Annotated in this window: 13 protein-coding genes; all 13 read right to left on the bottom strand. The window is 41.8% G+C overall.

Annotated features, from left to right (window positions below; genetic code table 11):
• Nucleotides 1-112 precede the first annotated feature (112 nt).
• Complete coding sequence (locus OCU38_RS01620; RefSeq protein ID WP_261823510.1) at nucleotides 113-577, bottom strand: prepilin-type N-terminal cleavage/methylation domain-containing protein; 465 nt, start codon at nucleotides 575-577, stop codon at nucleotides 113-115.
• Between the two features lie 308 nt (nucleotides 578-885).
• Complete coding sequence (locus OCU38_RS01615) at nucleotides 886-1,350, bottom strand: type II secretion system protein (protein WP_261823509.1); 465 nt, start codon at nucleotides 1,348-1,350, stop codon at nucleotides 886-888.
• Between the two features lie 327 nt (nucleotides 1,351-1,677).
• Entirely contained in the window at nucleotides 1,678-2,178 is a 501-nt protein-coding gene (locus tag OCU38_RS01610) for a type II secretion system protein (RefSeq protein ID WP_261823508.1), read from the bottom strand.
• Between the two features lie 333 nt (nucleotides 2,179-2,511).
• The gene (locus OCU38_RS01605; protein WP_261823507.1) at nucleotides 2,512-3,096 is read right to left on the bottom strand and encodes a prepilin-type N-terminal cleavage/methylation domain-containing protein; all 585 of its coding nucleotides are present in this window, start codon (nucleotides 3,094-3,096) and stop codon (nucleotides 2,512-2,514) included.
• Between the two features lie 95 nt (nucleotides 3,097-3,191).
• On the bottom strand, nucleotides 3,192-3,647 hold the full coding sequence (locus tag OCU38_RS01600) for a hypothetical protein (RefSeq protein ID WP_021712429.1): 456 nt from the start codon (nucleotides 3,645-3,647) through the stop codon (nucleotides 3,192-3,194).
• A gap of 2 nt (nucleotides 3,648-3,649) precedes the next feature.
• Nucleotides 3,650-4,870, bottom strand: a complete 1,221-nt coding sequence (locus OCU38_RS01595; protein WP_021712430.1) for a type II secretion system F family protein — start codon at nucleotides 4,868-4,870, stop codon at nucleotides 3,650-3,652.
• 6 nt (nucleotides 4,871-4,876) lie between these two features.
• Nucleotides 4,877-6,604, bottom strand: coding sequence for a GspE/PulE family protein (locus tag OCU38_RS01590; protein ID WP_261823506.1), 1,728 nt, complete (start codon nucleotides 6,602-6,604; stop codon nucleotides 4,877-4,879).
• Nucleotides 6,594-7,895, bottom strand: coding sequence for a tetratricopeptide repeat protein (locus OCU38_RS01585; RefSeq protein WP_261823505.1), 1,302 nt, complete (start codon nucleotides 7,893-7,895; stop codon nucleotides 6,594-6,596). Before OCU38_RS01585 ends, OCU38_RS01590 begins: the two co-directional genes overlap by 11 nt.
• Nucleotides 7,892-8,737, bottom strand: coding sequence for an ExeA family protein (locus OCU38_RS01580; protein ID WP_021712433.1), 846 nt, complete (start codon nucleotides 8,735-8,737; stop codon nucleotides 7,892-7,894). Before OCU38_RS01580 ends, OCU38_RS01585 begins: the two co-directional genes overlap by 4 nt.
• Entirely contained in the window at nucleotides 8,737-10,359 is a 1,623-nt protein-coding gene (gene mshL, locus OCU38_RS01575) for a pilus (MSHA type) biogenesis protein MshL (RefSeq protein ID WP_261823504.1), read from the bottom strand. Before mshL ends, OCU38_RS01580 begins: the two co-directional genes overlap by 1 nt.
• 15 nt (nucleotides 10,360-10,374) lie before the next feature.
• Nucleotides 10,375-10,698, bottom strand: a complete 324-nt coding sequence (locus OCU38_RS01570; protein WP_261823503.1) for an MSHA biogenesis protein MshK — start codon at nucleotides 10,696-10,698, stop codon at nucleotides 10,375-10,377.
• On the bottom strand, nucleotides 10,691-11,332 hold the full coding sequence (gene gspM, locus OCU38_RS01565) for a type II secretion system protein GspM (RefSeq protein WP_261823502.1): 642 nt from the start codon (nucleotides 11,330-11,332) through the stop codon (nucleotides 10,691-10,693). Before gspM ends, OCU38_RS01570 begins: the two co-directional genes overlap by 8 nt.
• Nucleotides 11,332-12,771: a hypothetical protein gene (locus OCU38_RS01560; RefSeq protein ID WP_261823501.1), complete on the bottom strand. Its 1,440-nt coding sequence runs from the start codon at nucleotides 12,769-12,771 to the stop codon at nucleotides 11,332-11,334. The genes gspM and OCU38_RS01560 overlap by 1 nt, the downstream gene beginning before the upstream one ends.
• Nucleotide 12,772 lies beyond the last annotated feature (1 nt).

Here is a 12,772-nt window from a genome sequence, read left to right as displayed (position 1 = left end):
AAAACGTAAGTAATTAGATTATATAGAATTGAATGCAATCTCGCTAAGAAATAGCATGATTGTTGGGAATAAAAAAGGTCAGCGATTGCTGACCTTAGTTTGACGTTAATAATTAACAGCCTGAATCTTCTAGATCTACTGCAGGTAAAGCACTTGAGGAAGCTTGAGTATACGTTACATAACAATGTGTACGCTGTATCGCCATTGCTCCAGAAGCGGTATCTGAAAAGGTAGCAAATAATGAATTATCAACCGTACCGGATGCTAACTTATCACTATCTGATCCTGACTGAATAGCCAAAAGAATACCTGTAGAAGTTGCTAATGGGTAACCGTAGGCAATATCAATATTCTCTATCAGAGTGCCTGATGGCTGAGTTTCTTTCCCTTCAATGACTGACTTACTATAAACAATAGACGCAGCACTAGTCATTGCACCCTTCAAGCCTTGCAAAGAAGACTTGTGTGCATCAGATTGCAAGTTCAAAAAGCGAGGAGCTGCTGTTACAGCTAGAACACCTAGAATAACTATTACCACCACAAGCTCAATAAGTGTAAAACCACCTTGCCTTTTCATTTTGTCGCCTTTTATATAACCCAATATACCTATTGCTAAGTATGTTAACTTGTAAGTAAATATAAATAGGCGTTATAGGTCAAATTTATGGTAGATAGCGATATTCTTTTTTTGAATATATGGCGTTATGGAAGGTTATGTTTGAATATATAATTCTTTATTTACAATACGTAGGATATGCAGTGCAATGAATATCGAAATAATAGATCTTATATGGAATCGAACTTAGTTGTGTTAATAAATATGTTATTTAATGAGATGCATAAAAAGACCAACAAAGTCGGCCTTCCGGAATCTAATATTCTAAGTTAGCAATCATTATCAACAACGGTTGCTTTGGCTGATAAATTAGCTGCGGTACTTGTCGCCGGATCATATCGAACATAACAGCCATTTGTATCAGTAAACTGACTGGAATCTTGTCCTTTAAATGTAAAGGTCATATCTGAACCGTTTAAAAATACAAGCATCCAATCTTTATCTAGGCCGTCCACAGCTTTCATTATTCCCGTATCACTATTTGATGGGTAACCATATACAATATCGATCCCTTCGATATCTGCTGTAGCTGAAGCTTCTTTACCTTCTATCACAGCCTTACTATAGACAATAGATGCTGCACTAGTCATCGCACCTTTTAAACCTTGTAAAGAGGACTTGCGCGCATCGGATTGTATATTTAAAAAGCGAGGAGTAGCTGTTACAGCTAGGATACCGAGAATGACAATAACTACGACAAGTTCAATAAGCGTAAAGCCAACTTGTTTTTTCATGTTGTTCCCTTTATATGCACAATTCTAGTTGTTACTAAATAGCTTAGTTTCTGAGGTGATTTAAACAAGAGATGTACTAATTTTTTACTATAAATTGACGTCTTAACTACTACTATAAATCTTTGTTCTAAACCAGTAAATAATCGTCAGATATCATAAGTGAAGTATCATATAAGGAGTATGCAGAAGACTATAATTGATCTATGTATTAAAATAAAAAGTCTGACTTCGAAAAAGTATCGAAATCAGACCTTAAACTTCACTTAATAGAAATATTCAATTTTAGGAAATCACTTCAAAGTGAAGCCAATTTATAAATTCTATTTATTAACAGTCGGTAGCAGTTACGCTAATATCAGGAGTTGATGTTTCCGAGTCAGCCTCTGTATATTTAACATAACAACCAGTACCTGTAATAGCTGCTGCAGCTGATGCAGTACCGGTAAATGTTGCTACTAGAGTTCCAGGGGTACCAGCGACTCCTGTTGTTTCTTCTGCATAGACCCATTCATCAGAGTCTTCTAGTCCTTGAACAACCTTAACTAGACCATCTTTTGTTGCAGCAGGATAGCCAAAATTAATTTGTGTCGAGTCATCCAAAGTAGGATAAGCTCCACTAATTTCTTCACGCTCTTTGCCTTCAATCGCAGCCTTACCATAAACGATAGAGCCTGCTCCCGCCATTGCACCTTTCAAGCCTTGTAGAGAAGACTCACGTGCATCAGATTGTAGATTCAAAAAGCGAGGAGCAGCTGTTACAGCTAGGATACCTAGGATAACGATAACTACTACAAGCTCAATAAGTGTAAAACCGCCTTGCTTCTTCATATTTTCTACCTTTTATGTATTTAACATACTTGAACTGTTACTAAATATATTAACTCGTAAAATAATATAAACAAGTGATATGCATGCTTTTTTATAACATATCGACTCATTTTTTTATTTTCTAATCTCTTGTTTTCACAAGGATAATCTTAGAGCGTATAACTTTTCATCTGTTCTATGTTAAACCATAGAACAGATGACATCTTTTTCTACATGAAAGCATGACAAAAGCACTCTAAAAACCATTTTGATTATCAGTAGCAGCAATACACGATATCCAAGAGGTCATTGCTACTAACTGGTTAATCTTACGAAGCACTTATGTCACTTTCATTAATTTAAAACTACGTTAACCGCACCTTTAGACACATCATAATCAAAGTAATGTGCAGAGCTGGCTTGGTCGCCACTCAATTGCGTGTAGCGACAGTTATCATTGATAAATTGCGCTGAATATTTGATAGTGCTATCAGTAGCCACGTCAGCTGTTGTGCCCACTTTCGGTGGGTTTTGCAGTAAGTTTTCAAACAAATCAACACACGCAGCTTCAATCAAAGCCGTTGGTGATGCAGTTGTTGGTATAGAATCACCAGCAAATGCAATAGGGTAACCATCACGAAGACCAGTATCAGTTCCATTCCCTAACTCTGATGATGTTAATTGGAAATAACTTCCATCATAATCAACAAAATTAGTATTTTTATTAGTCGCATCGGTACGAGGACGTTGCTCAGCTTCCCACTGTGCACGAGCTGATAATACAGCGGTAGCAAATCCGCCAGCCACACCTTCTATACTTGCTTCTTTAGCTTTGTCAGTTACGTTTAAGAATCTAGGCAATGCAGCAACAGCTAACAGACCAAGCACCACGATAACGATAACAAGTTCAACCAAAGAAAAACCGGAGTTACGTTTCATAAAAAATCCCTCTTGGGTACAAATTTGGATGGCAGATTATATACCTATTGTTCAAATAATCTACTCATGAATGTACATAGATGTACGAAATATCTTCAATGTTCCTTTTGAATAGATAGACTTCCTCCAACCATTTTTATCACTAACACCTCTTGGTTACTAAAAGTATAGGCACATGAATACACGTTACCCGCCTGAAATAATTCAACTGATATCGGCGAATACTCCTGCTTCGATTTTGGCAATATGATGGTCTGCCAAGCTTCGCAACTTTGTACTTCGTCCAATATCGGTTTTACCCAGCCTTTATCATTAAACGACACCGTTTTATCATTAATCTTGGCCTGCATTGGCTTACCATGCATCTCCCAATGCTGACGCAAATGGTTAGCCCTTAAAAGTGCCTTGCTGGCAATTAACGATACTAATGTGCTTTCCGCTTCTGTCCTTATTCGATGCATCGCAGTCAACAATACTGCGATTAAAATCAGCACAACACTGCCCCAAGCAGCCAATTGAACTAAGTTAGAATTTCGATAACTTGTTTCCACAATTATCCTTGTATCGCATCCAGCATTCCCCACATTGGAAGGAAGATACCCAATGCTAAGATCAATACCATTCCGGCAACGATCACCAGCAAGATTGGCTCTATGCGAGCAGTCAGTGTTTTAAGATCGTAATCCACTTCACGATCATAAAAGTCAGCGACCTCTATCAGCAACTCATCTATGCGGCCAGTTTCTTCTCCGACCGAGATCATCTGCTGAACTAATGGGGTAAATATTCCAGTACTCTTTGCCGCACTGGAAATTGCAGAACCCGCCTCAATCGCCGCTTTCATTTCTAATAAGCGTGCTTCTAAATATTTGTTGTCCATGGATTCGGCTGATAATGCCAATGCATTGTTCAACGGAACACCTGATTGCAGCATCAAAGAAAATGTTCTGGAAAAACGAGCCAGTTGTGCACGATTGACAATATCCCCTACAACAGGGAAGCGCAGTCGAATTTTATCCCAAGTTTCTCGCCCTTCGGCGCGGCTTATCCAAGCCTGAAAAGCAAACAGTAAACCGACTATTACTGCGATAATTAAAGTCCAATACTCTACAAAAAAGTTCGACGTACCTATCAAGATACGCGTAGGTAATGGCAGATCGACCCCAAAGCGGGCAAACATACTGGCAAATTGCGGAATAACCTTAACGTTAAGCACGAACATCGCAATACCAATGAAGGACAACACAAATATCGGATAACGCATTGCCGTTTTTATTCGTTTACGGGTTTCTAACTCTTGCTCGTAATAGTGGCTCAACTGCAAAAGCGCTTGGTCAAGACGCCCGGTACTTTCACCGACTGAAATCATAGACACAAATAAAGGGCTAAACACATGCGAATGAAGCTGCATGGATGCCGACAAACTGCGACCATTGGTCAGTTCATTACCGACTTCTTCTAATGCCTGTTTAAGTTGCTTGTTACTCGCATCTGAGGTTAAGCCTCGAATAGCACGTAATAACGGAATACCCGCTTTGGTTAAGCTGTACATTTGGCGGCAAAATATCACGTACACTTCAAGTGGCACCGCAGGAACAAACATCGCCTTCCAGTCGAAGTTGCTTTTTCCCTTAGATTTACCTGAACGTAGCGAAGTCGGTATGATCCCTTTACCAATTAATGCTTCTACTGCTAATTCTTGAGTAGCAGCATCGACGAGGCCATTGACTTTTTGCCCTTCGAGGTTTCGTCCTTGATATTTAAAAGTAGCCATAAACCCCTACAAAATATACGGTTCAATAAGGCCAGAGCTGTCACCCTCACCTAAAGTCATCACTTCTTCTAAACTCACAATCCCTTGCAGTGCCAACTCCATTGCTGATACCAATAAAGGTTTATACCCTTCGGTATGTCTTGCTTGCTGAGTAAAACCAACGGCGTCATTGGCTCGCAGCAGATCCATTAGGGCTTGATCAAATTCAAGCAATTCAAACACACCAACACGCCCTTTATAGCCCGTTAAGTTACAGCTTTGACAACCTCGGCCTTTACTAAAGGTCGCATGGGATTGATTTGGGAAGCGCGCTTGCAACCAAGTTTGTTGGTGCACACTAACACTGTGAGTTTCACCACAATCGGTGCATACACGGCGAATAAGACGCTGAGCTAATACAGCGCGAACCGAGCTTGCGACTAGGTAACCCGGCGCACCCATATCCATCATACGCAATGCACTGTCAACGGCATCGTTGGTGTGCAAAGTACTTAATACTAAGTGACCGGTTAAAGCTGCACGCAGGCCTATTTCTACCGTTTCTCTATCACGCATCTCACCTACTAAAATAATGTCGGGATCTTGACGTAAGAAAGTTCGCAATATGGTGGAGAAATCCAAGTTAATTTTGCTATTAACCTGCACCTGATTGACTCGTGGTAATCGATACTCAACAGGGTCTTCCACAGTGATGATTTTCTTACCCGGCGAGTTCAGCTCTGTCAGTGCACCATATAAGGTGGTGGTTTTACCGGAACCTGTTGGTCCGGTAACCAAAATCATTCCATGCGGACGTTTCAATTGATAGCGAATGCGTTGCAACAGATGTTCAGGCAAGCCCGTTTCGTCAAGCTGACGCACACCTTCGGTTTGATTGAGCAAACGCATTACCACCGACTCGCCAAATTCTACTGGCATAGTCGACATACGAATATCAATGGATTGCCCTTTGGCATTTATATGAAAACGACCGTCTTGCGGTAGACGCTTCTCCGAGATATCCAGATCGGCCATCAGTTTTAAACGAAGCACTAATGCCGAGGCTATGTTCACTTCGTTTAAAATAGTTTCATGCAAAATACCATCGACACGCTGTCTTAAACGCAGCACGTTTTCATCAGGCTCAATATGAATATCGGATGCGCCAACTTGTACCGCATCTTCAAACAGTGAATTAATCAGTTTAACAACGGTGACTTCATCGCTGTCTGATTCATCGTTTGCCGTAATATTAAAACTGTCTGTGGGCTGATGTTCGGCATGCAACTGCTCGGCAAATGAAGCGATATCTTTGGTGCGACGATAATAACGATCGAAACCCGAAACTAATTGATGCTCTGCTGCGATAACAAATTCGATATCGTAATTTGATAGCAGACGTAATACTGATTCTTGCGCAAACAGATCCGCAGGGTCACTCATTGCCACGCGCACAACATGCTCACGACAATCTATGACTAACGCTCTTAAACGACGGGCATGTACTTCAGGAAGCAACTGCACGGCATCCACATCTACCTGCGCTAAGTTAAGATCAATCAGCGGTAAGTTTAATTGCTGAGACAAAAATTCAAGTAGCTGCTTTTCAGAGATAAAGCCTAACTGAATAAGCGTATCACCGAGCTTTCGACCGGTTTGTCTTTGTGCATCAAGAGCTTGCTGTACTTGTTCTTCGGAAACAATATTGCTTTCAACTAACAAATCACCTAAGCGTTTTACAAGTTTAATTGCCACTATTGTCCCCTTCTAATGATTTAAGAAGCTTTAAACGGTCTCGAATAAAGGACTGTGTTTTGGTCGAAACACCCACTAAGCCTATCGCTTTGGTGTAAGAAACCTGAGCATTCTTATAATCTAAACTACGCTCTTGAGAAATGCCTAACCCCAGCCACCAGCGGGCATTATTAGGATCTTTTTCTGACAGAATTTGATAGCTCTCTAGCGCAACATCGGTATTTTTTACTTCTTGAGCTAGGCCAGCGCGCAACGCCAGGTAATCATTACTGGCCGTTTTTGGCACCGTAATTAATACACTGAGCGCGGCTTCTGGTTGCTGTTCTTTAATCAACAATTTTGCCAATGAATAGCGAAGCGCTTCACTTTGATCATTAAGGCGAATACCGTCTTGCAAGGTAGTCGCCGCTTTTCTTAGATCCTTTCTTCCATAATAAAGTGCTGCTAATTTTTGACGCACATTTTCATCATCAGGCACTAAGCGCAAGGCGTTGTTGTATTCAATAAACGCAGTATTGACATCATTAGAATCAATTGCCTTTTCGGCTATCGCAATCGATTTATCCGCAAGCTCTCTATGAGTTAACTCAACATGCTCAACCGTCATACTTTGTTGGCTAGTCGGCGTGTTCACTTTTGCCAGTAAAATCGGTTCTTCGACTTTAGTTTTTATTGGCGTAGCTTTAATTGGCGCGGCTTTAACCGCCACTGTTTTAGCTACAGGTTTAGGCTGAGGCTGAGTCTTAGCCGCAGTCGCTTTAACAGGGGCAGCTTTTTTAACTGGTGCTGTTTTCGCTTTTGCGACAACTGGCTGAGCTTTTGGCTCATTTGAACTCACCTTAGCAACAGCTTGTTTCGCAGGCTCTTTTTTAACAGACTCTTGCTTAACTGCTTTTTCTTTAACAGGCTCCGCGACAGGCACTACAGGTTGCGTACTGTGAATTGTCACCGATTGCTGCACTTTACTGTGCGTAGGAGAAAGCCTCATTGGCTGAGCTTGCTCAGCGGCAGGTTGCTGTGGTGCAGTTTCTGATGCTGATGCTGATGCAGTCGTTTCAGGTGCAGCTTCTTGCGTGGTAGTAATTGCATCTGAGGACGTGTTGTACTCAAGGTCTTTTCCTTGTTGCGACACAGCCCAGCCGCCAATAGCCATGCTAATGGTAAATCCAGCAATCAACCATACCAAAGGTTTTGAGCGTTTGATTTCAGGCACTTCAGCCTTGGTTATGGTTTGCCCTTGCGGTTTATCTTTATCCGCTAATTTAGATAGGGCGCTATTTACTACACTCATACTTGTTGCCATCCCCATAAACATGGTGTTTTATATTTTGGCTTTTGCATTACATAGGTATCTTTCATTGCATCGAACAAATGTCGATTGGCGACAGTTTGTTTATCGGAAGTAAAAGCCAACAGCAACGCCTTATGGCACAACTGATTAACGATTCTTGGAATCCCTGACGCCGCACGCCAAATAGCTTTCTTTTGGCGCAAATTAAACAAGTTTTTGCTGCCACCACAAGAGGTGATCCTATGATCGATATACGCCGCGGTTTCTTCTAACGTTAACGGCCTTAACTCGGCACTGAAGGTGATGCGCTGTCGAAACTGTCGTAAATGGTGCAAAGAGAGTCTTTCTTCAAGCTCTGGTTGTCCAATCAACACAATTTGCAGTAGCTTGCTATTGATGGTTTCAAGGTTGCCAAACAAACGTATGGTTTCCAGTGCTTCATCACTTAATGCTTGTGCCTCGTCAATTAAAGCCACTACAGGTTTTCCTGCTTCTCTAAGTAGCAATAATTTTTGTTGAATATTGTCTACAATCGCTCTTTGATCTGTCGTATCCACTTGCAACTCTTTCGCTATCGCAAAGCGAATGCCGTCGCCATCAAGTACTGGATTAGGCAGATAAACCAATGAGTATTCATGCTCTAGTTGCTCTATCAGCATGCGACACACCATGGTTTTTCCAGTGCCTACTTCTCCTGTTAACTTAATAACGCCCTCGCCCATACTGATTGCAGACATCACGGTATTGATCGCCTCATAATGCGGGGCTAATCCGTGAAACAACTCAGTATTTGGCGTTAGGCCAAACGGCGGTTGATTAAAACCAAATCGAGAAAAATACATTATTGCCCTTCAGGGAACCATTCGTTCAATAAATCTCGTGAGCGCTCAATCTCATGTGGCCAAGTATTCACACCAACAACCGTTGGTTTAAGTAAGATAACCAGTTCGGTTTTTTCACTTAAATTCACAGTGTTACGGAATAAGTGTCCAATACCTGGGATATCACCTAAGAAAGGAACTTTCGAAACAACATCTTTATTTGATGACTTCATCAAGCCACCGATAACAACAACATCGCCGTCCGACGCTCGAATAATTGTGTCTGACTCGCGAATTGAGCTTTTAGCCAGTGGTAGTTGAATCACGCCTGCGGTGTCACCAAGATCGATAGATTTTACTTCTGTCGACACATCAATAACCGCTGGGTGTACATGCAGTAATACATTACCTTTATCATCAATTTGCGGTGTCACATCCAGAGAAATACCCGAGAAAAACGGCGTTAGTTCAACATCTGGCGCAACGTTCGCATTATCACCACTGCCCACTACACTGCTAACATCAGTTACAAAGTATTCATCTTCACCGACTTTGATCAGTGCTTTTTGGTTGTTGGCGGCAGTCACTCTTGGGCTAGATAGAACGTTTAAGTCGCCCTGAGTTGCCATAAAGTTCAGTACCGCTTGGAAGTTACCATCTGACACTGTAACACTGGTAGAGCCGCCTAATAGATCGGCGATAGGGTCTAAACCTGCTAGCGTAGAAGCGGCGCGGTTTACCACAACATCAGCACCACCAAGAGAAGCACTCATGTTGCTCCACTCAATGCCTTGTTGGTAGCCATCATTTAAAGTCACTTCTAAAATTTTCGTTTCTAGAATAACCTGACGCTGCAAGCGTTTTTGAGACACATCAAGGAATTGGCGAACTTCGCGAATCTCATTTGGCATGGCGCGAACAGTAATGACACTCGCTTGTGGAGACACCACAACGCTACGTCCACCATTGGCACCAATTAAGGTTGAAACTGATTTTTCTAATTGAGTCCAGAAGTCACTTTCACTCAAGGTTTCAATATCAGTACCGCCCGTTTTCTCAGTTGATGTGCTTGAAGAAGAGCTCGATGAGCTTGAATCACTACTACTGCTGCTAGAACCATCATCTTTAGAAGATACCGAACCATTAGTAATCGACGTTAAAGAACGTCCAATTCGTTTTAGCTGCAAGTAATCAACAGGAATAGTCTCAGTACGCAGTCCTGCTGGGTAAACTTGGATCACTTTGCCATTTTTAACGACGTCGTACCCGTAGATATCACGCACGACATTGAGCACTTCATCCATAGTGACGTCAGTTAAATTTACTGTCACTCTACCTGTAACATCAGGGTGAATGGCAGCACTAAACTCAGTACCTTTGACTAAGTTAGCAAAGAAGGCTTTAGCCGGAACGTCATTCGCTTGCACTCTAAAGCGCTTAATCGTTGGTTGATCAGAAGAGGATAAGCCTTCTAATTCAGGCATCAGATCAGCTTGCACTGAGTCAGGCAGTTCGTCCAAACTTTTGCTATTTGCTTGATTCGCTGCTTCGTTCAAAGCTTTCTTGACCTCAACAGGGTCTCTATGCCCCATTGAACATCCAGATAAAATAGCGATAACCATCCCTAGGAAAATAATACGCATAAATTTAATAAAGCCTTATTGTCTGATATCTGAGTTGAAAATTTCTAAGTTCCAAGTTTTTCCGGCACGAACCAAGGTAACTTGTTCAAAAGTTATCGCTTTGATCTTATAACCGACTACAAACTGCCCATTAGATAAAATCTTATCATTGAGCATCGCAAAGCACTGAGATCCATCATCACAAACGATACTTTGCAACCTTGGCAGAGGCGCTGTTTTTCGCTTAACCACACTGCTGGATTTCTTGCTATACCATCCTAATGGTGCGGTCGGATCTTGAGCCGCATGCGCCACTGAACTTAAAAGAAATAAAAGGGTAATCGCAATCACTCTAACCACTGATAAACTCCTGTCTCGTGCCTAGGGTGTAAACCACTAAAACTAATTCAGCTCTAGGGTATTTTTGCACCTTATAATCAAAACTTCGCCAAAAGTATTTCACAGGCATGCCCTCAAGCTTCGCCAGAAAATCCTTAATATCGAAATATCGACCTGAGATAGTGATTTTGACTGGATGCAAAAAGTAACCTGCACTATCACTGGTTTTGGTAATCGATTCTGCGGGTAGTGACTGTAGAGACTCTAACTTGAGGTTATTGCTACTGCCTAAAACGGTTTCTAGCAACTCAGCCATCTGGCTTGGAGCAATTAAACTATCCACCACATTAGAAAGCTCTTCAGAAAGCTCTTGATTTGCCAGAGTGAGGGCTTTTAGCTTTTTATTGATCTCAGCGTCTGGGTCTCGTTTTAACTTCGCCACCAGCACATTAATATCCGCTTGAGTTAACTGAACCGCGCTACGTTCTCTTTCTAAGTTTCGTTGCGTGCTCTGTCTTGTCTCAGTGGCAGGATCTAATAGAAACGTTAATGAAATTAAAAGAATACTAACCCAGCCACCCGCTGAGACTAGCCACTTTTCTCTCTCACTTAAATTAGAGAAGCGTTCGCAAAATAATAGCCATTGCTCTTTCATTATTTCACCCCAGCCTTAGATTTAAGCTCAAATGTCACGACATTTTTTTTGTCTCTAGCAATGTGTAACGATTCAAAAGTTCTTCCCACTAACGCGAGCTCTTTCTTAAACTGATTGACCCAACTCGGCACCGCTTTTGGATTACTCGCGACACCATTAAGGTCTAAACGAGTACTGGTAATAAGAATGTGTTGTAGAGAAATATCATTTCTTGCTTGTGAAGCTAAGGCATCCATAATCCCTGAATAGCCCACTTTTTGTGACTCATCAAATTTACCCACAGCCTGTAGCGAGCTCTTCTTCGCTTCAATGTCCTGCTCAATTCTCTTCGCTGCATTTAATTTTGCTTGAGTGGGTGTATGGCTTGCTAGTCGCTGTTGCAGGCTGGATTTTTCTTTATCCAACAACTCAGATTGATTCTGAATACTGGTTAATTGCAACTGAATACTTTGTGTTTGCTGTTTTTCTAAATACGCCAAGCCTGCAATAGCCACAAAAGTGATCACCCACAACGCCACGACTTTATTCAGAGTGACTAATTCTTGCTTTGGTCGCAGATGCTTAGGGTATAAATTGATGCTAAAAGAAGATAATTGCGCAACGGTTTTACACAGCTCTATCCCACAAGGTAAGTGTGGCTGTGACAGTGCATTAATTTTAGGGTTGACCGTGTCTTGCAGCTTCGCCACTAACTCTTCGAGATTGTCTTCATCACAGCAGACAAACAAATGGTTAAATGATGCTTGCGGTAGAGACGCTGTTAAATAATCAGCGCTTCGCTGAATATCAAGAGCCAGCGAGTCGTACATGGATGGAGTGCCATTTTGTCCCGTAATAGGAGCGGCAATCCCCCGTAAGCTACGCAGAAAAACAGGTGCGCCATCTACATAGGCGGCTAATTTATAGCCGTCATTCATACTGCGTCTTAGCAGTAGAAAACTCTGTTGTGCTTCAGTGGAATGTCCCCACACTTCATCTTCAGTGATGACTCTAGTAACGGTCACATGCTGCGCATTGCTTACATCTAATACGGTTTGCAGCGTGTGTTTACTAATAATGTAAGCCTGTACCTTTTGCCCATCAGGCATCAAGCTGGCGTCAGCCACAATATCGGTGAATTTTTCTGAGATGAGATCTTTGAGTAAAAATGGAAGCGCTACCGGCCACTCTTCTTTTGGTATTTGAGGTTTATCTATCTGATAACTTTGGTAGTGCTGAGTGCCAAGAACAATGCAAGCCTTGCCTTTGATAGACTTATTCGAGAGAGCGTCTTTAAGTGCGTTTTCCCAATTGCCATGCGCAATAGGATAAAGTTCTGGGGCTTTTTGCGGGTGGGACAGATCCGACAGATAAACTCCATCTGCCTGAATAACAATGACTAATTGAAAATCATCATCCTTTGATGATTTTAAGTTCTTCAATTTCGACAACCATGTCATT

This window comes from Vibrio neonatus, assembly GCF_024346975.1.
Taxonomy (GTDB): Bacteria; Pseudomonadota; Gammaproteobacteria; order Enterobacterales; family Vibrionaceae; genus Vibrio; species Vibrio neonatus.
The sequence above is the reverse complement of the archived record's forward strand: the minus strand, read 5'-3'. Positions and strand labels throughout refer to the sequence as shown.

What these genes read in the sequence shown, in the direction of transcription:
- OCU38_RS01620 (WP_261823510.1), bottom strand. Translation starts at nt 577, where the DNA reads ATGAAAAGGCAAGGTGGTTTTACACTTATTGAGCTTGTGGTGGTAATA.
- OCU38_RS01615 (WP_261823509.1), bottom strand. Translation starts at nt 1,350, where the DNA reads ATGAAAAAACAAGTTGGCTTTACGCTTATTGAACTTGTCGTAGTTATT.
- OCU38_RS01610 (WP_261823508.1), bottom strand. Translation starts at nt 2,178, where the DNA reads ATGAAGAAGCAAGGCGGTTTTACACTTATTGAGCTTGTAGTAGTTATC.
- OCU38_RS01605 (WP_261823507.1), bottom strand. Translation starts at nt 3,096, where the DNA reads ATGAAACGTAACTCCGGTTTTTCTTTGGTTGAACTTGTTATCGTTATC.
- OCU38_RS01595 (WP_021712430.1), bottom strand. Translation starts at nt 4,870, where the DNA reads ATGGCTACTTTTAAATATCAAGGACGAAACCTCGAAGGGCAAAAAGTC.
- OCU38_RS01585 (WP_261823505.1), bottom strand. Translation starts at nt 7,895, where the DNA reads ATGAGTGTAGTAAATAGCGCCCTATCTAAATTAGCGGATAAAGATAAA.
- OCU38_RS01580 (WP_021712433.1), bottom strand. Translation starts at nt 8,737, where the DNA reads ATGTATTTTTCTCGATTTGGTTTTAATCAACCGCCGTTTGGCCTAACG.
- mshL (WP_261823504.1), bottom strand. Translation starts at nt 10,359, where the DNA reads ATGCGTATTATTTTCCTAGGGATGGTTATCGCTATTTTATCTGGATGT.
- gspM (WP_261823502.1), bottom strand. Translation starts at nt 11,332, where the DNA reads ATGAAAGAGCAATGGCTATTATTTTGCGAACGCTTCTCTAATTTAAGT.
- OCU38_RS01560 (WP_261823501.1), bottom strand. Translation starts at nt 12,771, where the DNA reads ATGACATGGTTGTCGAAATTGAAGAACTTAAAATCATCAAAGGATGAT.